Annotated in this window: 23 protein-coding genes; 11 read left to right on the top strand and 12 right to left on the bottom strand. The window is 59.1% G+C overall.

The features are described from left to right. The first annotated feature begins 17 nt into the window (after positions 1-17). The 4 genes from CFE47_RS23755 to recX all read left to right on the top strand — a co-directional run bounded on the left by CFE47_RS23755 (position 18) and on the right by recX (position 2785). Positions 18-584, top strand: a complete 567-nt coding sequence (locus CFE47_RS23755) for a glycoside hydrolase family 19 protein (RefSeq protein WP_286840804.1) — start codon at positions 18-20, stop codon at positions 582-584. Positions 585-666: 82 nt separating this feature from the next. After that, complete coding sequence (locus CFE47_RS23750; protein ID WP_286840803.1) at positions 667-1167, top strand: CinA family protein; 501 nt, start codon at positions 667-669, stop codon at positions 1165-1167. An 83-nt stretch (positions 1168-1250) separates the two neighbouring features. Then, positions 1251-2309, top strand: a complete 1059-nt coding sequence (gene recA / locus CFE47_RS23745) for a recombinase RecA (RefSeq protein WP_003189042.1) — start codon at positions 1251-1253, stop codon at positions 2307-2309. A gap of 8 nt (positions 2310-2317) precedes the next feature. Then, positions 2318-2785 (top strand): recombination regulator RecX, encoded by a 468-nt coding sequence (gene recX, locus CFE47_RS23740; protein WP_286840800.1) that lies wholly within the window; start codon positions 2318-2320, stop codon positions 2783-2785. Between the two features lie 77 nt (positions 2786-2862). Here the strand turns inward: recX and CFE47_RS23735 are convergent, their stop codons facing one another. Continuing rightward, positions 2863-3975: an LOG family protein gene (locus tag CFE47_RS23735; protein WP_286840798.1), complete on the bottom strand. Its 1113-nt coding sequence runs from the start codon at positions 3973-3975 to the stop codon at positions 2863-2865. A 288-nt stretch (positions 3976-4263) separates the two neighbouring features. Continuing rightward, a complete protein-coding gene (locus tag CFE47_RS23730) occupies positions 4264-4704 on the bottom strand; it encodes a PA3611 family quorum-sensing-regulated virulence factor (protein ID WP_185707526.1) in 441 nt (146 codons plus the stop codon). Between the two features lie 178 nt (positions 4705-4882). Between CFE47_RS23730 and CFE47_RS23725 the strand changes: the two genes are divergently transcribed. The 3 genes from CFE47_RS23725 (at position 4883) to CFE47_RS23715 (ending at position 6943) form a co-directional block, all read left to right on the top strand. Next, complete coding sequence (locus CFE47_RS23725) at positions 4883-5602, top strand: tRNA-uridine aminocarboxypropyltransferase (protein ID WP_286840796.1); 720 nt, start codon at positions 4883-4885, stop codon at positions 5600-5602. A gap of 252 nt (positions 5603-5854) precedes the next feature. Beyond that, positions 5855-6505: a response regulator transcription factor ErdR gene (erdR, locus tag CFE47_RS23720; protein WP_003189050.1), complete on the top strand. Its 651-nt coding sequence runs from the start codon at positions 5855-5857 to the stop codon at positions 6503-6505. Positions 6506-6580: 75 nt separating this feature from the next. Beyond that, positions 6581-6943: a diacylglycerol kinase gene (locus tag CFE47_RS23715; protein ID WP_017137081.1), complete on the top strand. Its 363-nt coding sequence runs from the start codon at positions 6581-6583 to the stop codon at positions 6941-6943. Positions 6944-6946: 3 nt separating this feature from the next. Here CFE47_RS23715 and CFE47_RS23710 read toward each other — a convergent pair whose 3' ends face one another. Then, positions 6947-7873 (bottom strand): LysR family transcriptional regulator, encoded by a 927-nt coding sequence (locus CFE47_RS23710; RefSeq protein ID WP_010212678.1) that lies wholly within the window; start codon positions 7871-7873, stop codon positions 6947-6949. Positions 7874-7998: 125 nt separating this feature from the next. Here CFE47_RS23710 and fpr point away from each other — a divergent pair, with 125 nt between their 5' ends. Then, positions 7999-8778 carry a ferredoxin-NADP reductase gene (gene fpr / locus CFE47_RS23705; protein WP_124526086.1) on the top strand — a complete coding sequence of 260 codons (780 nt, stop codon included), beginning with the start codon at positions 7999-8001 and terminating at the stop codon, positions 8776-8778. A 149-nt stretch (positions 8779-8927) separates the two neighbouring features. Here fpr and tsaA read toward each other — a convergent pair whose 3' ends face one another. The 7 genes from tsaA to CFE47_RS23670 all read right to left on the bottom strand — a co-directional run bounded on the left by tsaA (position 8928) and on the right by CFE47_RS23670 (position 13693). Continuing rightward, entirely contained in the window at positions 8928-9623 is a 696-nt protein-coding gene (gene tsaA / locus CFE47_RS23700; protein ID WP_286840790.1) for a tRNA (N6-threonylcarbamoyladenosine(37)-N6)-methyltransferase TrmO, read from the bottom strand. Between the two features lie 3 nt (positions 9624-9626). After that, positions 9627-10088, bottom strand: coding sequence for a YehS family protein (locus CFE47_RS23695; RefSeq protein ID WP_286840789.1), 462 nt, complete (start codon positions 10086-10088; stop codon positions 9627-9629). Positions 10089-10156: 68 nt separating this feature from the next. Then, positions 10157-10867 (bottom strand): rRNA pseudouridine synthase, encoded by a 711-nt coding sequence (locus CFE47_RS23690; RefSeq protein WP_185707518.1) that lies wholly within the window; start codon positions 10865-10867, stop codon positions 10157-10159. Positions 10868-10938: 71 nt separating this feature from the next. Further along, complete coding sequence (locus CFE47_RS23685) at positions 10939-11412, bottom strand: GNAT family N-acetyltransferase (RefSeq protein ID WP_286840788.1); 474 nt, start codon at positions 11410-11412, stop codon at positions 10939-10941. A gap of 103 nt (positions 11413-11515) precedes the next feature. Continuing rightward, the gene (gene rimO / locus CFE47_RS23680; protein ID WP_003231334.1) at positions 11516-12856 is read right to left on the bottom strand and encodes a 30S ribosomal protein S12 methylthiotransferase RimO; all 1341 of its coding nucleotides are present in this window, start codon (positions 12854-12856) and stop codon (positions 11516-11518) included. Positions 12857-13037: 181 nt separating this feature from the next. Beyond that, on the bottom strand, positions 13038-13373 hold the full coding sequence (locus tag CFE47_RS23675) for an addiction module antidote protein (RefSeq protein WP_286840787.1): 336 nt from the start codon (positions 13371-13373) through the stop codon (positions 13038-13040). Further along, entirely contained in the window at positions 13370-13693 is a 324-nt protein-coding gene (locus CFE47_RS23670; protein ID WP_286840786.1) for a type II toxin-antitoxin system RelE/ParE family toxin, read from the bottom strand. Before CFE47_RS23670 ends, CFE47_RS23675 begins: the two co-directional genes overlap by 4 nt. A gap of 398 nt (positions 13694-14091) precedes the next feature. Between CFE47_RS23670 and CFE47_RS23665 the strand changes: the two genes are divergently transcribed. From CFE47_RS23665 to CFE47_RS23655, 3 genes are all read left to right on the top strand, one after another. Beyond that, positions 14092-15993, top strand: a complete 1902-nt coding sequence (locus CFE47_RS23665) for a potassium transporter Kup (RefSeq protein WP_286840785.1) — start codon at positions 14092-14094, stop codon at positions 15991-15993. Between the two features lie 126 nt (positions 15994-16119). Next, positions 16120-17226, top strand: coding sequence for an NADH:flavin oxidoreductase/NADH oxidase (locus tag CFE47_RS23660; protein WP_286840784.1), 1107 nt, complete (start codon positions 16120-16122; stop codon positions 17224-17226). A 271-nt stretch (positions 17227-17497) separates the two neighbouring features. Next, positions 17498-17683 carry a hypothetical protein gene (locus tag CFE47_RS23655; RefSeq protein WP_185707500.1) on the top strand — a complete coding sequence of 62 codons (186 nt, stop codon included), beginning with the start codon at positions 17498-17500 and terminating at the stop codon, positions 17681-17683. A gap of 51 nt (positions 17684-17734) precedes the next feature. On the opposite strand, the gene CFE47_RS23650 is transcribed toward CFE47_RS23655, so the two are convergent. Further along, complete coding sequence (locus CFE47_RS23650) at positions 17735-19360, bottom strand: glucan biosynthesis protein D (protein ID WP_286840783.1); 1626 nt, start codon at positions 19358-19360, stop codon at positions 17735-17737. A gap of 337 nt (positions 19361-19697) precedes the next feature. Then, the gene (locus tag CFE47_RS23645; RefSeq protein WP_286840782.1) at positions 19698-21560 is read right to left on the bottom strand and encodes an NAD(P)-binding protein; all 1863 of its coding nucleotides are present in this window, start codon (positions 21558-21560) and stop codon (positions 19698-19700) included. Positions 21561-21655 lie beyond the last annotated feature (95 nt).

Below are 21655 nucleotides of genomic sequence, written 5' to 3'. Positions count from 1 at the left end.
TTTTCAGGAGAGGGTTCATGGTGGTAACACTGCCGCAATTGATTCAAATCATGCCTGGAGCCCGCTTGAGAGCGGGTATTTTTTTGCCCGCGCTCAATGCGGCGTTTGCGCGATACGAGATCAACAACGCCCAGCGCATTGCAGCTTTTCTCGCACAAATCGCCCATGAGTCCGGTGAGTTGCGTTACATGCGTGAACTGGGCAGTGATCAGTATCTGAATCGGTATGACACCGGTGCTTTGGCCGCACGCTTGGGCAATACCCCCGAGGCGGATGGCGATGGCCAGAAGTACCGGGGGAGGGGGCTGATCCAAGTGACGGGACGACGCAATTACCTGGCGTGCAGCCGGGCGTTGTTCGACGATGACCGGCTGTTGCAGCAACCGGAATTATTGGAGGTGCCGCAATGGGCGTGCGAGTCCGCCGCGTGGTTCTGGCAGAGCAACGGCCTTAACGAACTGGTCGACAAGGATCAGTTCACCACCATTACCCGGCGTATCAATGGTGGGCTCAATGGCTTGGAGGACCGTTTGCGGCTGTGGGCACGGGCGCGGGCGGTGTTATGCGTTCCACCTGCGCATTAGTCTCCTGATGCAATCTGTAACTTGCATGGTCGACGGGCTGCTGTAGGGTAGGCAAATTCCCCGCCTACTTCTGGAGACGACCGTGAAGGAAATCACTCAACTGGCTGCCGAACTGGGGCGCCGCCTGCAGGTGCTCAACGCCCACGTCACCACGGCCGAGTCATGCACCGGCGGCGGCATCGCGGAAGCTATCACACGGATTCCGGGGAGTTCGGCCTGGTTTGAGGCGGGCTATGTCACCTATTCCAATCGACAGAAAACCCGGCAATTGAATGTGCCGGAAACTTTGTTTCCAAAAGTCGGGGCTGTCAGCCAGGACGTGGTGGAAGCGATGGTTCGTGGCGCCCAGGAAAAAAGCCTGGCGCGGTTTGCCGTGGCGGTCAGCGGTGTGGCGGGCCCGGATGGTGGTTCGCCGGACAAGCCGGTGGGCACCGTGTGGTTGGCCTTTGGTGTGGGCGAGGAGGTGACAGCCGAGTTGCAGCACTTCACGGGTAACCGCGATGAGGTCCGCCGACAAACGGTAAAGGCCGCGCTAGAGGGCTTGTTACGACGAGCTGCAGCAGAAATAGAAAATCAGGGGTAGGCGATTTCTGATCTTTGTGGAACAATACTGTCTACTTATACAGGTGTTGGCCGTCAGGCCTTATTGATTACGTGAGGACTTTAATGGACGACAACAAGAAGAAAGCCTTGGCTGCGGCCCTGGGTCAGATCGAACGTCAATTCGGCAAGGGTGCCGTAATGCGTATGGGCGATCACGACCGTCAGGCGATCCCGGCTATTTCCACTGGCTCTCTGGGTCTGGACATCGCGCTCGGCATTGGCGGCCTGCCAAAAGGCCGTATCGTTGAAATCTACGGTCCTGAATCTTCCGGTAAAACCACCCTGACCCTGTCGGTGATTGCCCAGGCGCAAAAAATGGGTGCCACCTGCGCGTTCGTCGACGCCGAGCACGCCCTGGACCCTGAATACGCCGGCAAGCTGGGTGTCAACGTTGACGACCTGCTGGTTTCTCAGCCGGACACCGGTGAACAAGCCCTGGAAATCACCGACATGTTGGTGCGCTCCAACGCCATCGACGTGATCGTGGTCGACTCCGTGGCAGCCCTGGTACCGAAGGCTGAAATCGAAGGCGAAATGGGTGACATGCACGTGGGCCTGCAAGCCCGTCTGATGTCCCAGGCGCTGCGTAAAATCACCGGTAACATCAAGAACGCTAATTGCCTCGTTATCTTCATCAACCAGATCCGTATGAAGATCGGCGTGATGTTCGGCAGCCCGGAAACCACTACCGGTGGTAACGCGCTGAAGTTCTACGCTTCGGTCCGTCTGGATATCCGCCGTACTGGCGCGGTGAAGGAAGGTGACGAGGTTGTTGGTAGCGAAACCCGCGTTAAAGTCGTGAAGAACAAAGTGGCCCCGCCTTTCCGTCAGGCTGAGTTCCAGATTCTCTACGGCAAGGGCATCTACCTGAACGGCGAGATGATCGACCTGGGCGTACTGCACGGCTTCGTCGAAAAATCTGGTGCTTGGTACGCCTACAACGGCAGCAAGATCGGCCAGGGCAAGGCCAACTCGGCCAAGTTCCTCGCGGACAACCCGGATATCGCCGCCACGCTTGAGAAGCAAATTCGCGACAAGCTGCTGACCGCAGCACCAGACGTGAAAGCTGCTGCCAACCGCGAGCCGGTTGAAGAAGTCGAAGAAGCCGACACCGACATCTGATCTCAACGATGACAGTTGTACTGGATACACTCGTCGCCGTCCGGCGCACTGCAATGGACTTGCTCGCTCGCCGCGAGCATGGTCGAGTCGAGCTGACGCGCAAACTGCGTCAGCGCGGCGCAGAACTCGAAATGATCGAAACCGCCCTCGACCGTTTGACGGAAGAAGGGCTGCTGTCGGAATCCCGTTACCTCGAAAGTTTTGTCTCCTACCGAGCACGTTCCGGCTACGGCCCCGCCCGGATTCGCGAAGAACTGAGCCAACGCGGCCTGCAACGCGCTGATATCGACCTCGCCCTGCGTGAGTGCGGGATCAGTTGGCAGTCGCAGTTGGAAGACACCTGGCGTCGCAAGTTCTCTGGCCATCTGCCTATCGATGCCAAAGAGCGTGCGAAACAGGGACGCTTCCTGAGTTATCGCGGATTCTCGATGGAGATGATCAGCCGCCTATTGAGCGGCCGCGACATGGACGACTGAACACCAGCCGCTCACTACAAAAAAGCCCCGCCTGCATCTCTGCAGGCGGGGCTTTTTTATTTACAAAACTCAAAAAATCACGCCGTCTCCGGCGCCAACCGCTGCTGCGCCTTCCCCTGAGCCTGCGCCCAGTTCTCCGGCAAGTTGATGTAATCCACCAACTCCCGCAACCGGCCTTGATCTCGCCCGTTGAAGTTGAACACCAACCGCGTCAAATGGCTGAACTTCGGCTCATCATGCTCCTCACCCGTATAGGCAAGCTGCTGGAACTCCCCGCTCAATCGCAGGCTGGCGAACTCGCTCTGCAGATGGGCCAACGCCCGATCGCTAAGCGCATGATGCATACGCACTACAAACTCACGTTTCAACCAGCGCGTGGAATGGAAGTTGGCATAGAACCGGTTAATCTCTTCCACTGCCTCTTCTGCGCTGTACACCAGCCGCACCAGCTTGAGGTCGGTGGGCAGGATGTAGCGATTGGCTTCCAGTTGGCTGCGGATAAAGTCCAGGGCGCCTTGCCAAAATCCGCCGCCGGGTGCATCCAGCAACACCACGGGCACCAGAGGACTCTTGCCGGTTTGGATCAGGGTCAGCACTTCCAGCGCCTCATCCAGTGTGCCGAAGCCGCCTGGGCACAACACCAATGCATCGGCCTCTTTGACGAAGAACAGCTTGCGGGTGAAGAAGAAGTGGAACGACAGCAGGTTCTCGGTGCCATCGATGGTCGGGTTGGCATGTTGCTCGAACGGCAGGGTGATATTGAACCCCAGGCTATGCTCCAGGCCGGCGCCTTCGTGGGCGGCCGCCATGATCCCGCCGCCGCCGCCGGTGATCACCATCAGGTCCGATTGCGCGAGCAATGCGCCGACTTCTCGGGCCAAGGCATACAGCGGGCTTTCGATGGGGGTGCGCGCCGAGCCAAACACCGTGACTTTACGGCGTCCTTTGAATTGCTCCAGTACGCGGAAGGCGTTATCCAGTTCGCGGACAGCCTGCAACGTGATTTTGGCATTCCAGCGGCTGCGGTCGTCCTTGGCCATGCGTAGCACGGTGAGGATCATGTCGCGATAAAGAGGGATGTTCGGGCTGTTGGGAGCGATCAGCTGGAGTTGCGTTTCGACCTGCTGCGTGAGGTCGGCCCCGTTTTCTTCAAAAAGCTGGAGCAGGCGGTCATTCGGTTCGTAAGGCATTCAACGTCTCCTTCTTACAGGGCCCGGGTGGCCGACGAGCCATTCGCCGGAGCTACAACACTGCATGTGTCGCTGCTTGCCGCAGGGGGCAACCTTCTTTTGCCCTGAAATTGTTACAGAACAGCATGAAAAGCGCTGTGAATGAATAGTTGGGATGACTTGATCATGGGCCGGAAAACCCTTGGCTGGCAACCGCTTATTGGTCGCCTGATACGCAGTCTAGCCTGCAGGGAGGAGTTGATGCGGGGCGTGCGCGCCACCGGACGGTAGCGCGCGAAGGTTCAGTCTTTACTTTTTCTTCTTGGCTGCAGCCGGCGCGGGGCAATCGGCTTCAACAAACTTGACCGACGCTACAGGGCGGTTGGTCTTGTTCTCGGTGATTTCATAGCGCATCACTGCGCCCTTGGCCATTAACTCGCGGTAGCCCTTGTTCAAGCACACGCTTTGGCCCAGTTGGAAATACACGGCCTTGGGATTGGCGCGCATCTGCTCGGCGCGATCTGGCTGCACACTGAGATGATCGATCAACTGCATGCCTTCGACGGTGTAGGCGACTTCCAGGGTTTTTTCGTCAATTTCCCGTGGCAGGTCCTTGTTGCTTTCAGCCGCGACGCTTTGCAGCTTGCGGTTCATTTGGGCCTCCAGCAGCGAGGCCGCCTGGGCGCCCACGGGCAATACCAGCGCAAGCGCGATGGATGGGGCGGCAAGACGCAGCATGGAACGCAGCATGAAACTCTCCTGATTCGGTTACTGGTGCATAGACCAGCCACTGCGCTGTGCGTTCAGTGGCGCGCAATTATAGGTGACCCCTTGCCACTACAGCCAGGCGTATCGCTGGTAAACTGCGGCCCTTAAACCCTCCACGAGTTTTCACCGTGTCGATTTACCCTTCCCAGCGGCGCACCCGATGAGCCACGCCGTCTCTCGCCTGCGCACCCAACGCCTGGCCCGTGCCGTCAGGCCGTTTCTTAATCGTGGTTCGCGTGCCGAGCGTTGCCCCGGTTGCCGAGTGATCCCCGAGTATTGCCTGTGTGCCTGGCGACCCAAGGTCGAGGCCAGGTCCGCCATGTGCCTGTTGATGCACGATGTCGAGCCGATGAAACCGAGCAATACCGGCTGGCTGATCGCTGACGTGGTCGACGACACCACCGCATTCGCCTGGTCGCGCACCGAGGTTGACCCTGCTTTGCTGACCTTACTGGCCGACCCGCAATGGCAGCCCTATATCGTATTTCCCGGTGAGTTCGTCGCCCCCGAACGTGTGGTCAGCCAAGTGCAGGTGGTGGAGGGTAAGCGCCCGTTGTTTATCCTGCTTGATGGCACTTGGAGCGAAGCGCGCAAAATGTTCCGCAAAAGCCCGTATCTGGAACACTTGCCGGTACTGAGCCTGGCCCCTGAGCAACTGTCGCGCTACAAATTGCGGCGCTCCAAGCGCGATGACCATTTCTGTACCGCCGAAGTCGCCGCCCTGTGCCTGGAACTGGCCGCCGACGAGACTGCCAGCGAAGTACTGGATGCCTACCTCGACGTCTTCAGCACCCATTACCTGGCGGCCAAGTTCCAGTTGCCGCTGGACGTGGAGGACGCTGTGCATCGGCGTCTTGCGCCCTATATACCGGCGCTATAACCAGACGACGTTTGCATGATGGCACCGCATGCGCGTAACCCGCTAAAATGCCCACTGGCGTAGTGCTTGACCCTCCAGGCTACGCTGGGCATGCTGGGCGCCGATTGGGGCGTAACCGTGAATTTTCGACGTCGTTTCAACTGCTTTTGACGTCGGACTTGCCCTGTGGCAATGGCTGCCTGGCCATCGCCTTGTGTACTGGTGAACGCTGAACCCATCAGCGTTCCCATAAAAAACAGGATCATTTAATCAATGGCCACATACGAAATCCTGATAGCCGATGACCACCCGCTGTTTCGCAGCGCTCTGCATCAAGCAGTGACCCTGGGCCTCGGCCCGGACGTGCGCCTGGTCGAAGTTGCCAGCATTGCCGAGCTGGAAGCCCGCCTTACCGAAAAATCCGATTGGGACCTGGTGCTGCTCGACCTGAACATGCCCGGTGCCTATGGTTTCTCCGGGCTGGTCTTGTTGCGCGGGCAATACCCGCAAATTCCCGTCGTGATGGTCTCGGCTCAGGAAGAAGCCGACGTGGTGGTGCGCTCCAAGGAGTTTGGCGCCAGTGGGTTCATTCCAAAGTCCAGCGCCATGGAAGATATCCAGAAAGCGGTGCGAACCGTGCTTGATGGCGATGTGTCCTGGCCACCGCAGGCGTTTGAAGAAATCAACGTCTCCGACGAAGCCAAGGCCGCCCGTGATGGCCTGGCGAGCCTGACGCCCCAGCAATTCCGCGTGCTGACCATGGTCTGCGAAGGGTTGCTGAACAAGCAGATTGCCTACGAGTTGAGCGTGTCGGAAGCGACCATCAAGGCTCATGTCACGGCGATTTTTCGCAAGCTGGGCGTGCGTACCCGCACTCAGGCGGCGCTGCTTCTGCAACAACTTGAGTCAATTTCGCAGCATTAAGATGTAACCGATTCACGCTTTTTTGACTTTGCGTGATCTAGCTTCCCCACTCCTTTAGTTCAGTTGCCTACGTCTATGTCGCCTTTCAAGGGTCAAACCGGTATCAAACGTATCTTCAATGCGGGGGGCTACTCCCTGGATGGCCTGCGTGCAGCTTTTACCGGCGAGGCGGCATTCCGTCAGTTGGTGTTGCTCAACGTCATCCTGATCCCGCTGAGCTTTTTCCTGCACGTCAGCCGGGTCGAGCGTGCGTTGCTGATCGCGGTCTGCCTGTTGGCCCTGATCGTCGAGTTGCTTAATTCGGCGGTGGAAGCGGCGATTGACCGGATTTCCCTGGACCGTCACCCCCTGTCTAAAAACGCCAAGGACATGGGCAGTGCCGCACAATTTGTGGCATTGACCATGATTACCCTGGTATGGGCCGTGATCCTGATCTAGCCCTCAGGCAATGCTCGGCAGCACGATCTCGTCGCTGCGCTGAACCCCGGCGGTGAAGGCGCGGCACAGTTCCAGGAACTCGCGCATTGCCGAGGTCTGGTACTTCTGTTTATGCCAGATGAAGTAAAACTGCCGGGCCAGGTCCAGGTCCGGGGTTTCCACCGGCACCAGGCTGCCACGGCGGAATGCATCGCGCAGTGCCAGCCGTGAAATGCAGCCAATCCCCAACCCTGACTCCACTGCCCGTTTGATCGCCTCGGTATGCTCCAGCTCCAGCCGGATATTCAGCGCGCTACGGTGATGACGCATGGCTTGGTCGAACGTCAGGCGCGTGCCAGAGCCCTGTTCCCGCAGGATCCATGCCTCATGGGTCAACTCGTCCATGCTCGCCACGCCACGCTTGGCCAGGTGATGTTGCGGGGCGCAAAACACCACCAGTTCATCTTCCACCCAGGTTTGCACCTCGATATCGGGGTGGCTGCAGTCGCCTTCGATTAGACCCAGGTCAATTTCGTAGTGAGCAACCTGGTGCACGATATGAGCAGTGTTCTGCACATGCAGCTTCACCTGGCTCTCGGGGTGCTGCTGCATAAAGCTGCCGATCAGCAGGGTGGCCAGGTAGTTGCCGATGGTCAGGGTGGCGCCGACCGCCAAGGAGCCAAAGCCGGACTTGCCGTTGAGCAGGTCCTCGATCTCCTTGGCCTGGTCCAGCAGCGCGACCGCCTGGGGCAGTAACTGATGACCGAGGGCGTTGAGGCTCAGGCGCTTACCCGCGCGGTCGAATAATTGGCAGCTGGATTGACGCTCCAGCTCGGTGATCGAGGTGCTGGCGGCGGATTGAGATAGGGCCAAAAGGCCAGCAGCGCGCGAGACGCTTTCCTGCTGGGCGACGGCGACGAAGACTTGCAGTTGACGGAGAGTAAATCGCATATCGATATAACCGATAACCCTTATCTTAATAATCCAGTTAACAGATATTGTCGCCGCCATTAGAATGCTGTGCAATTGCGCATCTATTTTTGTGGCGCAGACCCATTTCCAGGAGTCCCCCGTACATGAGCAACATGAACCACGAGCGTGTCCTCAGTGTTCATCACTGGAACGACACTCTGTTCAGCTTCAAGTGCACCCGTGATCCGGGCCTGCGCTTCGAGAACGGTCAGTTCGTGATGATCGGCCTGCAACAGCCCAACGGCCGCCCGCTCATGCGCGCTTACTCCATTGCCAGCCCGAATTGGGAAGAGCATTTAGAGTTCTTCAGCATCAAGGTCCCGGATGGCCCGCTGACTTCCCAATTGCAGCACTTGAAGGAAGGCGACGAGATCATCATCAGCAAAAAACCGACAGGCACCCTGGTGCTTGACGATTTGAAGCCGGGCAAACACCTGTACCTGCTCAGCACCGGCACTGGCCTCGCACCCTTCATGAGTGTGATCCAGGACCCGGAAACCTACGAGCGCTTTGAAAAAGTGATCCTGTGCCACGGCGTGCGTTACGTCAACGAAGTCGCCTACCGCGAATTCATCACCGAGCATCTGCCGCAGAACGAGTTCTTCGGTGAAGCCCTGCGTGAAAAGTTGATCTACTACCCGACCGTGACCCGCGAGCCGTTCGAAAACGAAGGCCGCCTGACCGACCTGATGCGCAGCGGCAAGCTGTTCACCGACATCGGCCTGCCGCCGATCAACCCTGAGGACGACCGCGCCATGCTGTGCGGTAGCCCAAGTATGTTGGATGAAACCAGCGAAGTGCTGAACAGCTTCGGCCTGAAAGTTTCGCCACGCATGCGTGAGCCGGGTGACTATTTGATCGAGCGTGCGTTCGTCGAGAAGTAAACACCGATACAAAAAAATGTGGGAGCTGGCTTTTGTGGGAGCTGGCTTGCCTGCGATGCAGACGCCTCGGTTATTCAGTTGAATCGAGGTGATGTTATCGCAGGCAAGCCAGCTCCCACACAAGCGGCTCCCACAGTTGTTTCTGGTGTTTATCCGGCTGGAAGCACTTCCAGCACACAAATCAGCCCCGCCTCGGGATAGTGCCACCGCACATCCACATCCCAAAACTGCGCGCCATACTCACGCTCAGGCCCAGGCGTTTGATACGCCGGCCGCGGGTCTTGCGCCAAGCACTGCTCAATCAACGCCACCAACGGCTCATCCAGCCGCTGGGCATGGCTTTGTGCCTGATGCAGTGCGGTCTTCAGCCACTGCACGGGAATCAACGTAGGGGCGCCACTGGCCATGTCGTTGGTGGCGGTGTCGATGATGTCTGCGTACGGCACATACGGCTTGATATCCAGCACCGGCGTGCCATCGAGCAGGTCGATCCCGGAAATCCACAGCTTGCCAGGCTCCACCTTGTCCAACTTCACCACCGATTGGCCAATGCCATTGGGCCGGTGGGTCGCACGGGTGGCAAACACGCCCATAGACGTATTGCCGCCCAGGCGCGGTGGGCGCACCTTCAGGCGTGGCTTGTCTTCCAGGGCTTGGTGGAACAGAAACAGCAGCCACACATGGCTGACTTGCTCCAAGCCCTGCACTGCCTCGCCGCCGTCAAACGGCGCCACCAACTCCAGCACGCCACGGGCGGCGGGCGCCAATTGCGGCTGACGCGGGATGGCGAACTTCTCCTTGAAACAGGAACGTACGAAACCGACGGGCGAGACGTTGTAACGCATGGCTTAGGTGCGAACCCGCAAGGTCAGGCCCTTGAGGAAATTACGCAGCAACTGATCGCCACACGTGCGGTAGTTGGTGTGGCCGAACTTGCGGAACAGCGCGCTCAGCTCTGGCTTGGACACCGGGAACTCGGCGGCCTTGAGGATGGCGTGCATGTCGTCTTCTTTCAGTTCGAAGGCGACGCGCAGCTTCTTGAGGATGATGTTATTGGTCACTGGGGTTTCGAGCGGCTGCGGTGGACGGCTTTCGTCCTTGCCGCGCTTGAAGATCACCAGGCCGTCGAGGAAGTGCGCCATGACATCATCCGGGCAGAACACGAAGCCTTCTTCCTCATCTTTCTTGAGGTAGGTCAGCAAGTCTTCCTTGGTTACGTCCATGCCGCCGAGCTTGATGATCTCAACCATCTTGTTGTCGCTGATGTCGAGCATGTAGCGCACGCTGCGCAGTACGTCGTTGTGAATCATGGTGGGCAATCCTGGTATTCAACTGGGGACACCGCCGAATCAGGCGGTGTCGAAAAAAGGGGAGGGGCTTAGAACTTCTCTTTGCCGGACAGGTAACGCCATTGGCCGACCGGTACTTTGCCGATGGACACGCCGCCGATGCGGATGCGGCGAATGGCGATAACCTTGAGGCCAACCGCTTCGCAGAACAGTGCGATGACGCCCGGCTGCGGGTTTTTCAGCGCAAAACGCAGGCGGTTTTCGTTCTGCCAGCTGGCTTTGACCGCCGGCAGTTCCTTGCCTTTGTACGTCAGGCCGTGGTTGAGGCGGTTGAGGCCGTGGGCAACCATGTCGCCTTCGACTTCCACCACGTATTCCTGCTCGATCTTGGCGGCATCGGCGGTCAACTTGCGCAGGATCTTCCAGTCCTGGGTAAATACCAACAGGCCGCTGGCCTTGGCTTGCAGGTCGGCGCTGGCGGTCAGGCGCAGGAAGTGGCCCTTGAGCGGGCGCTTGCCGAAGCGGTGTTCTTCGGACAAGGTCTCGGCGCTGATGGTGGCCAGCGCGGTCTCGGCATCCACGCCGGCAGGGGCGTGCAGCAGGATGGTCACTGGCTCTGGCGCGGTGGCCTTGGCTTCTGGGTCGAGTTCGACCTTCTGGGTGGTGACCTTGAACTGCGGCTCGTCGATCACTTCACCGTCCACCGAGACCCAGCCGCCTTCGATAAACAGCTCAGCCTCCCGACGGGAGCAACCGACCAGTTCGATAAGGCGTTTGGAGAGGCGTATGGGGTCAGTCATGACAAGGGCCGTAACAAAAGGGGGCAGCTATTGTACCTGTGTGGGGCCGGTTAATCCCGGCTCCATTTCAATTAGCCCTGTCGAGCTTGTTGCTGCACTTGGCGCAAACGCATATGCAGCAACGGATAAGGTTGCCCCAGACCGTCATGCTCCGTACGTCCGACCACCTCGAACCCTTGCTTGAAGTAAAAGCCCAGCGCCTGGGGGTTCTGCTCGTTGACGTCCAGTTCATCGGCATTCATGTGCTCAATCGCGTAACGCAGCAATTGCCGGCCCAAGCCTTCGCCCCTGTGCTGTGGGTCGATAAACAGCATCTCCACCTTACCCGCCGCCACCCCGGCAAAACCGGTGATGCGCTGGCGCAGGTCCTTGGTGCAGATCAACATCACCGAATCCAGATAGCGTGTCAGCACCAGGTTTTTCAGCAACACGATGTAGCTGTCCGGCAGGAAGTCATGGGTCGCGCGTACCGAGTCTTCCCAGATTTGCGCCAGGTGCGTGTAGTCGCTGGTTTTAGGTGTGTGGATAACCGAATGCTGACGCATGCCCGCTGCCCCTTGCCTTGATGTGCGCTGATGGGCAAAACGATAGACCTAAAAAAGCCCCGCATCTTGTCCAGAGGCGGGGCTTTTTTAAATCTTTACAGATTTAGTCGCGCTTTTCGGCCCACAAGTCGTACTCGTCGGCATCCGTCACGGTGCACCAGACCTTGTCGCCTGGCTTCAAACCGCTGGCATCGTCGATAAACACGTTACCGTCGATCTCCGGCGCATCGAAGAAGCAACGGCCCACTGCGCCTTGCTCGTCGACTTCGTCGATCAGCACTTCGATTTCCTTGCCGATACGCAGTTGCAAACGTGCCGAGCTGATCGCCTGTTGATGCGCCATGAAGCGCTCCCAACGGTCTTGCTTGACGTCGTCTGGCACTACGGCCAGGTCCAGCAGGTTGGCTGGTGCGCCTTCAACCGGCGAATACTGGAAGCAACCGACGCGGTCCAGCTGTGCTTCGGTCAACCAATCCAGCAGGTACTGGAAGTCTTCTTCGGTTTCGCCGGGGAAGCCGACGATGAAGGTGGAGCGGATGATCAGCTCTGGGCAGATCTCGCGCCAGTTCTTGATGCGCGCCAGGGTCTTGTCTTCAAAGGCTGGGCGTTTCATCGCCTTGAGCACTTTGGGGCTGGCGTGCTGGAACGGGATGTCCAGGTACGGCAGGATCTTGCCGGCAGCCATCAACGGGATCAGTTCGTCCACGTGCGGGTACGGGTAAACGTAGTGCAGGCGCACCCACACACCCAGGCTGCTCAAGGCTTCGCAGAGTTCGGTCATGCGGGTTTTCACCGGCGCGCCGTTCCAGAAACCCGTGCGGTATTTCACGTCGACGCCGTAGGCGCTGGTGTCCTGGGATATCACCAGCAGCTCTTTCACGCCGGATTTAACCAGGCGCTGTGCCTCGTCCAGCACATCACCGACTGGGCGGCTGACCAGCTTGCCGCGCATCGACGGGATGATGCAGAAGCTGCAGCTGTGGTTGCAGCCTTCGGAAATCTTCAGGTACGCGTAGTGACGCGGGGTCAGCTTGATGCCCTGTGGCGGCACCAGGTCGATCAGCGGGTTGTGGTCTTGACGCGGCGGCACCACTTCGTGCACGGCGTTGACCACCTGCTCGTATTGCTGTGGACCGGTCACAGCCAGCACGCTCGGGTGCACGTTGCGGATATTGCCTTCTTCCACACCCATGCAGCCGGTCACGATGACCTTGCCGTTTTCCTTGATGGCCTCGCCGATCACTTCCAGGGACTCCGCCTTGGCCGAGTCGATGAAGCCGCAGGTGTTGACCACCACCACGTCGGCGTCCTGGTAGGTGGACACAACGTCATAGCCTTCCATACGCAGCTGCGTGAGGATGCGCTCGGAGTCGACCAGAGCCTTCGGGCAACCCAGGGAAACAAAGCCAACCTTGGGGTTGGCTTTTGCGATGGTGGTGGACATGTCTAACCTCGGTATTGAATGACGCCGCCAGTCGGGCACGACAAGGCGGTAGACGGGCACTTGGTGTGCCTCTGATCAAAAAGTGCGCAATTCTAGCGACGGGCAACGCACTTGACCAGCTTTATGCAGGGAAATGCGACGAGTGCTGCATTGGTTAATTCGCAGAGCCCAGACCCCGCCCTCAAGCCTGAACGTCTTGCTCTGTGCGGTGGGATACAACTTTAGACATGCCCACACCCAACGCTTGAAGCACTTTCAGGAGGGTAGAGAGCTTCGGGTCGCCGCCGACGGCGATAGATCTGTAGAGATTGGCCCTGTTAAGGCCTGTGTTTTGAGACAAGCTGAGCATTCCGCCACGCGCTTCCGCTACTCGACGGACAGCGACCAGGAAGGCGTCCTCACCCCCTGCTTCATCAATTTCCTCAAGCGCGACAGACAGGTATTCGAGGGCAAATGCTTCGTCGTTTCGAAGCATTTCAAGGACGCTATCTTCATGAGAGCGAGTACGAATGGTCATTTTTGCTGCACCTTGTAAGATTTCCAGAGGCCTTTGGCTTGGTCGATGTCGTTCTGCTGTCTGGTTTTTGAACCACCACCTAACAGGAAAACAATCTTCCGATCCTGGATTGCGTAATACACGCGAAACCCCGGTCCGAAGTCGAGTTTCATCTCAAAAACCCCATCACCCACAGGTTCGGTAACGCCGAAGTGGCCAAGGGAGGCTCGGTCAACTCGGGTGGTGATTCGTGCTTTTGAACGCGTGTCTTGCACGGTGTCGAGCCAGGCTTGGTAAATGTCCACGCCATTGGCTGACAGCACGTGTTTCACTTCGTACATGAGGAATGTACCTTAAAAGAGACAAGTCGATGATTGAGTTTCTATATCGACTGCGGGAGGCATGCAGAGCGCGATTTAATGAGCTGGGAAACTGGCCAGGACCACAAATTCAGCGCGATCGAGTCGGGCCGAAAATATACGGTTGGCCGTCAGTGTGATCAATGCAGGCAAAAAGGCTTCAATTTGCCTTTACCTCTATTGCTGACTGCGTAAAACGACACCTGAATCACTTGAGCAGGGAAATGCGACGAGTGCTGCGCTATGCTTCGCGCCGTTGCGCACGGGGAAAACCCCGGGGTCAATAAAACGTCTGTTACGAGAAGTAAAACAGCGCATGCTAGGGTCAGCTTAGTCGCGCTGTTTATAAAAGACCTCAGGTCAAAGGGCAGGAGTGGTTGATGGGTCAGGCAAGTAGTCCGGCGGCAGGTGCCGAGCATTCCACCGCAAAGCCGATTGGCATGTTGGTGGCAGCGGTCGGGGTGGTTTACGGCGATATCGGGACCAGCCCGCTCTACACCCTTAAAGAGGTGTTCAACGGCGGTTATGGAGTGCAAGTCAACCATGACGGCGTCTTGGGGATTTTGGCGCTGATCTTCTGGTCGCTGATCTGGGTGGTCTCGATCAAGTACATGCTGTTCGTGCTGCGCGCCGACAACCAAGGCGAAGGTGGCATCATGGCCCTTACTGCACTGGCGCGACGGGCGGCGGGGGAGCGCAAGAAGCTGCGTAGCTTCCTGGTGGTGTGTGGCCTGTGCGGGGCGGCGCTGTTCTACGGTGACAGCATGATCACCCCGGCGATTTCCGTATTGTCCGCCGTTGAGGGGCTGGAGTTGGCCTTCGACGGACTGGAAAAGTGGGTCGTGCCTATCGCCTTGGTGGTGCTGGTGGCGTTGTTCCTGATCCAGAAGCACGGTACCGATCACATCGGCAAGCTGTTCGGGCCGGTCATGGTGACGTGGTTCCTGGTGCTGGGTGGCCTCGGCGTGTATGGCATCACACTGCATCCTGAAGTGCTCAGCGCCATCAATCCGATGTGGGCCGTGCGTTTCTTCGAGGCTCATCCGGGCATTGGCGTGGCCATCCTCGGCGCGGTCGTGCTGGCTCTGACCGGCGCCGAAGCGTTGTACGCCGACATGGGGCACTTCGGTCGCAAACCCATCGCACGCGCCTGGTTCATGCTGGTGCTCCCCGCGCTGGTGCTTAACTATTTTGGCCAGGGCGCGATGCTGCTCGGCGACCCGGAAGCCGCACGTAACCCCTTCTACCTGCTGGCGCCGAGCTGGGCGCTGATCCCGCTGGTGGTGTTGTCCACCCTGGCAACGGTGATTGCCTCCCAGGCGGTCATCTCCGGCGCATTCTCGCTGACGCGCCAGGCGATCCAACTGGGTTACATCCCGCGCATGCATATCCAGCACACCTCCAGCGCCGAGCAGGGCCAGATCTATATCGGCGCGGTGAACTGGTCGCTGATGGTCGGGGTAATTTTGCTGGTGCTCGGCTTCGAGTCCTCCAACGCGTTGGCGTCGGCCTACGGCGTGGCGGTGACCGGTACCATGCTGATGACCACGATCCTGGTGTCGGCGGTCATGCTGCTGCTGTGGAAATGGCCGCCGATACTGGCGGTGCCGGTTCTGGTCTGCTGCCTGTTGGTGGACGGCCTGTACTTTGCCGCCAACGTGCCGAAGATCATCCAGGGCGGCGCCTTCCCAGTACTGGCGGGGATTGTGCTGTTTGTGCTGATGACCACCTGGAAACGCGGCAAGCAATTGCTGGTGGAGCGCCTCGACGAAGGCGGCCTGCCACTGCCGATCTTTATCAGCAGTATCCGCGTGCAACCGCCCCATCGCGTACAGGGTACGGCGGTGTTCCTCACGGCGCGCCCGGACGCGGTGCCCCACGCGCTGTTGCACAACCTGCTGCACAACCAGGTGCTGCATGAGCAAGTGGTGTTGCTGACGGTGGTCTACGAGGATATTCCGCGTGTACCTGCCGCTCGGCGTTTCGAGGTGGATTCCTACGGTGAAGGCTTCTTCCGTGTGATCCTGCACTTCGGCTTTACCGACGAGCCGGACGTGCCCGAGGCGCTGAAACTGTGTCACCTCGATGACCTGGATTTCAGCCCGATGCGCACCACCTACTTCCTCAGTCGCGAGACGGTGATTGCGTCGCGCATCAAGGGCATGGCGCGTTGGCGCGAAGGTTTGTTCGCGTTCATGTTGAAGAACGCCAACGGTAACCTGCGTTTCTTCAAACTCCCGGTAAACCGGGTGATCGAGCTGGGCACCCAGGTCGAAATGTAAGCGGTTGCTGCACGGGAGCCGGCAATCGGCTCCCGCTTTCCGATCTGAACCCTGTGCAATCCACCGTTGTCGACTAGGCTCTAAGCACTGTTGAACAGTGCCCACAGAACCCAGAAGAGGTGCGCCATGAGTCAGCTGCTCGAACCCTATACCCTGCGCCAATTGACCCTGCTCAATCGCATAGCGGTCTCGCCGATGTGCCAATACTCCGCTGAAGAAGGCCTGGCCAATGACTGGCACCTGGTGCACCTTGGCAGCCGTGCCGTGGGCGGTGCCGGGCTGATTTTTACCGAAGCCACCGCCGTGACCGCCGATGGACGCATCACTGCCCAGGACCTGGGACTGTGGAACGACGCCCAGATCGAGCCGCTGCAACGCATCACTCGGTTTATCGCGGCCCAAGGTGCAGTGGCTGGGATTCAACTGGCCCACGCCGGGCGCAAGGCCAGCACTCATCGGCCGTGGATCGGCAAGCACGGCAGCGTCAAGCCGGGCGACGGCGGTTGGGTGCCGGTGGGACCTTCGCCGATTGCCTTCGACCCCAACCACACGCAGCCCAAGCCATTGGATGAAGGGCAGATCCAGCAAGTGATCGCCGACTTTGTCGCGGCCGCCAAGCGCGCATTGACCGCCGGTTTCGAGGTGGTCGAAATCCACGCCGCCCATGGGTACCTGCTGCATCAGTTCCTCTCGCCCATCAGCAACCAGCGTCAGGATCAGTACGGTGGTTCGTTTGAAAACCGCATCCGTCTGGTGCTGCAAGTGACCCAGGCCGTGCGTGCAGCCTGGCCGCAGGAGCTGCCGTTGTTTGTGCGGGTGTCGGCCACCGACTGGGTTGAAGACGGCTGGAACCCTGATGAAACCGTGGAACTGGCGCGCCGCCTGAAAGACCTCGGCGTGGACTTGATCGACGTATCCTCCGGAGGCACCGCCGCCAATGCCGAGATTCCCACCGGCCCTGGCTACCAGACCCGTTTCGCCGAGCGTGTGCGTAAAGAGTCGGGTATCGCCACCGGCACCGTCGGCATGATCACCGAACCGGCCCAGGCCGAGCACATCTTGCGCACCTGCCAGGCCGACATCATCTTCCTGGCCCGGGAACTGTTGCGTGATCCGTACTGGCCATTGCATGCCGATGATGACCTTGGCGGACGCAAGGCAATCTGGCCGGCGCAGTATCAACGGGCGACTCATCGCGACCAGCCGATTCACGAGTCTGACCTGAGGGATTGAGCCTACAGAAGCTGCACCAGAACCCACCCTGATCCGGTGGGTTTTTTCTGTGCAGCGCAGTGAGATTGCGCTGTAGGTATTTATAACCGATGAAACTATTTAAGTGATTACTCTAAAAAAAACGCACGCTTGGCGAGATCGTTTCTACGCTTAGGGTAAGTCTGATTTCTGGCCCAGGGAGTCAGTCTGTTTGTTCACGGAGGCATTGCGCTTCACGGGATGCAGGTGGTGGGCACCAGGAGTGTTTGATTGATATCAGGAGTAGCAGTCCATGGCCAAGTCCTTTGGTGTGGCGGGTGCAGTGGCGTCATTTATTACCCGCAGGTTGTCCTTGCGTGGCCGCAGGTTGAGTCTGGAAGAAGCTGAGTTGGTGGAGCAATACCGTGCGCTGACCGAGAGTGACCAGGTGGCGATGCGGTACCTGATTGGGGCGATGAAGAGTGTGTCGCGGTTCTGAGCCACCCTTAAAAAAATGTGGGAGCAGATCGGCTCCCACATTTATTTGGCATCAGGTGTACTTGCGCTGCTCCGGTGCCGGCGGGAAATACTGGTACAACCAGGTCTCACTCAGGGTGCGATCCTGGGTGCGGATAAACAGGCGCAGCTCCACTGGCTCCACGCTGTCGCTGGTCGGGTACCAGTCAAACAGGATGCGGTAGCCCTTGATGTTGTCGAGCACCAGCACGCTGAAATCCTTCACCTGGCCGTGGGAGCAGGTCACCACCGGCTCGATCCCGGTGCCGGCCGGCAGGCGGTCCAGGCCACCGCCCTTGAAGTCCACGGCAAAACGACGGGCCCATACTTCGGGGTAATGTTCGCCCGGTGCCCAGCCTTCGGTGAAGCCGCCCATGCCGGAACGGGTCGCATCGACCTGTGCCAACGGCGTGCTCACCGGCGGCAGGGCGCTCCAGTACAGCTTGTAGCCGTAGTTGAGCGAGTCGCCGGCGGCCACAGGCGTCTTCGGGGTCCAGAAGGCCACGATGTTGTCCAGGGTTTCGCCGGTGGTAGGGATTTCCAGCAGGTCGATGGAGCCTTCGCCCCAAGCAGTGGTCGGCTCGACCCACAGGCTTGGGCGCTTGCTGTACCAGTCTACGGTGTCCTGGTAGCTGGCGAACTCATGGTCGGTCTGCACCAGGCCAAAACCTTTCGGGTCCTTGTCGGCAAACGCGTTGAACTGCAGCTTGGCCGGGTTGTTCAGCGGACGGCAGATCCACTCGCCGTTGCCGCGCCACATCGCCAGGCGGTCCGAGTCGTGGATTTGCGGGTGGATGGTGTCGCACATCCGACGTTCGTGGGTGCCGCAACTGAACATGCTGGTCATTGGTGCGATGCCCAGTTGTTCGATGGCGGTACGCGCATTGATATGGGCGTCGATGGCCATTACCACCTGGTTGGCCTGGCAGTCGATATCGAAGCGATAGGCACCGGTGGCGCTCGGCGAGTCGAGCAAGGCGTAGACCACGAAGCGGGTGGCGTCCTTGTCCGGGGTTTCGAACCAGAACTGCGTGAAGTCGGGGAATTCCTCGCGTTTTTTCGCGTAGGTATCGATGGCCAGGCCACGGGCCGACAGGCCGTACTGGCCCGTGGAGTCCACCGCTCGGAAATAACTGGCGCCCAGAAACGACAGCACGTCATGGCGATCCAGTTCCGGCGCCTTGAACAGCTTGAAGCCGGAGAAACCCAGGTCACCGGTCAACTGCTTGGTGTCTACCGTGGTTTTTTCATAGTTGAACAGCGAAGGGCGGAAATGCACCTCGCGCGCTTCACGGGTCTTGGGGTCGACACTGTGCATGCGCACGGGCGTCTTGAAACCCATGCCGACGTGGAAGAACTGCACGTCCAATTGACCGTTCAGTTCTTTCCACAACGAATGGTTGCCGTCATAGCCGATAGCGTTGAAATTCTGTGGCGTCATGGTCGCCAGGGTCGGCGGCAGCACCTGTTTGGTGTCTTTATACGCGGTCCCGGCGAGTCTCTTGGCCTGGGCCTTCAACGTTTCAAAATCGAACGACACGGCCTTGCCATCGGCGGCGCGGTTGCCTGCCCAAGCCTGCGCAGCGAGCAGGCCGCTGGCCGATAAACCGGTGTAAGCCGCAATGGCCATGGACGCTTTGAGCAAATTCCTGCGGTGCATAGAGACAACCTGTCGTGAGCAAATCCTGCGCCGTTCCTGGCACGTACTGGATCAGAAATTACGGTTCGGACATGCCTTCGACCAAACGCTACGGACAATAAACAGACGCCGGATAGCTTAAGCGGTTCGATGACGTAGGAAAAATGATTGATAGCGGGGTGATGGCTTTGCATGTGAAACAAGGTGTTTCCGACTATGCGTCTGGGCACGGCACTCAAACACCATGAGGATCTAATGTGGGAGCGGGCTTGCTCGCGAAAGCAAGGCATCAAACACAGATGTGTCGACTGACACACCGTATTCGCGAGCAAGCCCGCTCCCACATTTAAACTGTATTTCAGGCAACTTCCCCCACGGCCCTGAACGCCTCATCAATCGCCGCGTGCGCATAGGCGCTCCACGCCGCATCCGAGTTGGCAATGCTCACATGCCCCAGCGGTTTTTTCGCCAGGGTCATCCACGCTTCGCTTTCATCGGCGTCATCGAACAGGCTGTTGGAGAAGCTCGCATAACCATGTGACCAGCGGTTGACAGTGATCGCCAGAATGTCGCGTTCATGATTGAACCCACCCGGGCCCAGCATGCGTTGCAACTGGTCACGCAATTGCGCCTCAAGCTGCTCAAAGGTCTGCCCATACAACTTGCCCCGTCCGGCGCGTGCCTGGTCACGTGCGTTCATGCCGCTGTTGGGGCTGGTGGGCACGTAGACCATGTGCAGGCCAATCGGCTGCGTCGGGTCGCGTGGGTGGTCGTAGCCGCCCATGCTGACCGGGTAATCCAGTTTGATCCGGCTGTAGGGTTGGGTCGCCGCATAAATCTCGTGTACCCCAAGTTTCTGGAACGACTGCCAATTACGAATGACCACCTTGGTGTACACCAACGGGTATTTCACGTTTTGGCTCAAGGCGTGGGCCTGTGGCGCGGGCAGGTCTTTGAGCAGGTAAGGGATCATCATGTTGTAGCAGGCCAGGATGCAGCGCTTGCCGCGCACCTGGGCGAGTTGCCCGCCACGGCTGTAGCCGACATGCACGCCATCGCCGACGTTACGCACACTCACCGCCGTACTGTTCAGTCTCACCCGCACCGATGCTTTGGGTTGATCGAGCTTGGCGTAATCAAAGGGCGCCAGCACGATGTCTTCCATCGTATGCCCCGGCGCAACCCCAGGGATCAGGCTGCGCACGAGCAGGCGGGCCACCGACGCATTGCCATCCGGGAAGTGGTAGATGTAGGGCTCTTCCATTTCCGCCGCGGCTTCTTCGCTGATCGGTGCCAGGTTCATCCCGGCAAAGCCTGGGAAACCCACGCTGTAGGCATCGGACGATGCAACGGCATCGATGCTCAACGCCATGAAGTCATTGGTGCGACTCTGGAAGTACTTCACCGCACCTTCCGACAAGCCTACGTTCTTGAGCAGGAAGTCGCGGTAGCTGGTGACCGCCAGGTAGTCAGCTTTTTCCTCTGCTGATTTGCCTGGCAGATAGTCCTTGGGCGCCGTGTGCAGTTCGATCAGAGCCTGGCGGTCTGCGGCCGGCAAGGGGAAATCATTGATGAAGTCTTGCAGGGAGCGCGCATTCAACTGGTCCGGCGCAATGTCATCGGCCACCATGGGGGTTGGATCGCCGGTTACCAGTTTGTCTTCGCCGAAGTTTTCCTTGTCGAAAAACACCCCGCGCGACAGCCCCAGGCCCGGGTAGAACTGGCGATCGAAGGCGGTTTCGAAGCGCTTGATATTGACCCCCAGTTTCTTCAACAGCCCGTTCACTTCCTTGCTGTAGAGGTGGTTGGGCGACTGGAACGCTTCGCTGCCGCCGTAGCCGATGATCATGCGGCCACCGGCCTGGAATTCATTGCGCTTGGCGTGGCCACCGAAGTCGTCGTGGTTTTCCAGGATCAGGATCTTCGCCTTCGGGTGCTTCTCGCGGTAGAACCACGCCGCTGACAAACCGCTTAACCCGCCGCCAACCACCACCAGGTCATAGTCCTCGGTGATCGGCAGTTTCTCGGTGTCGAACACCTTCTTTTCCCAGCCCATCTGGTGCGCCACTTCGAACGAACCCACATGGCTGCCGCGCAGGCCGGTGAGGGCAGGAGGGTAGTAGCGGCCATCGGGAGCGGCTTGCAGGAGTTGCAGCGGCGTCATGCCGGCGGCAATGGTAATGGCGACGCCGTTGAGGAAGTCGCGGCGGGTGATGTCCATGGGGAACCTACGAATTATTTATTGTTATGAGGAGGCTCATGTGGGAGCGGGCTTGCCCGCGATGGCAGTGGATCAGTCATCGCCTTTTCGACTGA

Origin of the sequence: Pseudomonas sp. PGPPP1, from assembly GCF_002255865.1 — a bacterium.
Lineage (GTDB): Bacteria > Pseudomonadota > Gammaproteobacteria > Pseudomonadales > Pseudomonadaceae > Aquipseudomonas > Aquipseudomonas cremoris.
This window is presented reverse-complemented; position numbering and strand designations above follow the sequence as displayed.

Excerpts from the sequence above, each read along its gene's own strand:
- CFE47_RS23755 (WP_286840804.1), top strand. The coding sequence starts at position 18 with ATGGTGGTAACACTGCCGCAATTGATTCAAATCATGCCTGGAGCCCGC.
- recA (WP_003189042.1), top strand. The coding sequence starts at position 1,251 with ATGGACGACAACAAGAAGAAAGCCTTGGCTGCGGCCCTGGGTCAGATC.
- recX (WP_286840800.1), top strand. The coding sequence starts at position 2,318 with ATGACAGTTGTACTGGATACACTCGTCGCCGTCCGGCGCACTGCAATG.
- CFE47_RS23735 (WP_286840798.1), bottom strand. The coding sequence starts at position 3,975 with ATGCCTTACGAACCGAATGACCGCCTGCTCCAGCTTTTTGAAGAAAAC.
- CFE47_RS23730 (WP_185707526.1), bottom strand. The coding sequence starts at position 4,704 with ATGCTGCGTTCCATGCTGCGTCTTGCCGCCCCATCCATCGCGCTTGCG.
- CFE47_RS23725 (WP_286840796.1), top strand. The coding sequence starts at position 4,883 with ATGAGCCACGCCGTCTCTCGCCTGCGCACCCAACGCCTGGCCCGTGCC.
- erdR (WP_003189050.1), top strand. The coding sequence starts at position 5,855 with ATGGCCACATACGAAATCCTGATAGCCGATGACCACCCGCTGTTTCGC.
- CFE47_RS23715 (WP_017137081.1), top strand. The coding sequence starts at position 6,581 with ATGTCGCCTTTCAAGGGTCAAACCGGTATCAAACGTATCTTCAATGCG.
- CFE47_RS23710 (WP_010212678.1), bottom strand. The coding sequence starts at position 7,873 with ATGCGATTTACTCTCCGTCAACTGCAAGTCTTCGTCGCCGTCGCCCAG.
- fpr (WP_124526086.1), top strand. The coding sequence starts at position 7,999 with ATGAGCAACATGAACCACGAGCGTGTCCTCAGTGTTCATCACTGGAAC.
- tsaA (WP_286840790.1), bottom strand. The coding sequence starts at position 9,623 with ATGCGTTACAACGTCTCGCCCGTCGGTTTCGTACGTTCCTGTTTCAAG.
- CFE47_RS23695 (WP_286840789.1), bottom strand. The coding sequence starts at position 10,088 with ATGATTCACAACGACGTACTGCGCAGCGTGCGCTACATGCTCGACATC.
- CFE47_RS23690 (WP_185707518.1), bottom strand. The coding sequence starts at position 10,867 with ATGACTGACCCCATACGCCTCTCCAAACGCCTTATCGAACTGGTCGGT.
- CFE47_RS23685 (WP_286840788.1), bottom strand. The coding sequence starts at position 11,412 with ATGCGTCAGCATTCGGTTATCCACACACCTAAAACCAGCGACTACACG.
- rimO (WP_003231334.1), bottom strand. The coding sequence starts at position 12,856 with ATGTCCACCACCATCGCAAAAGCCAACCCCAAGGTTGGCTTTGTTTCC.
- CFE47_RS23675 (WP_286840787.1), bottom strand. The coding sequence starts at position 13,373 with ATGACCATTCGTACTCGCTCTCATGAAGATAGCGTCCTTGAAATGCTT.
- CFE47_RS23670 (WP_286840786.1), bottom strand. The coding sequence starts at position 13,693 with ATGTACGAAGTGAAACACGTGCTGTCAGCCAATGGCGTGGACATTTAC.
- CFE47_RS23665 (WP_286840785.1), top strand. The coding sequence starts at position 14,092 with ATGGGTCAGGCAAGTAGTCCGGCGGCAGGTGCCGAGCATTCCACCGCA.
- CFE47_RS23660 (WP_286840784.1), top strand. The coding sequence starts at position 16,120 with ATGAGTCAGCTGCTCGAACCCTATACCCTGCGCCAATTGACCCTGCTC.
- CFE47_RS23655 (WP_185707500.1), top strand. The coding sequence starts at position 17,498 with ATGGCCAAGTCCTTTGGTGTGGCGGGTGCAGTGGCGTCATTTATTACC.
- CFE47_RS23650 (WP_286840783.1), bottom strand. The coding sequence starts at position 19,360 with ATGCACCGCAGGAATTTGCTCAAAGCGTCCATGGCCATTGCGGCTTAC.
- CFE47_RS23645 (WP_286840782.1), bottom strand. The coding sequence starts at position 21,560 with ATGGACATCACCCGCCGCGACTTCCTCAACGGCGTCGCCATTACCATT.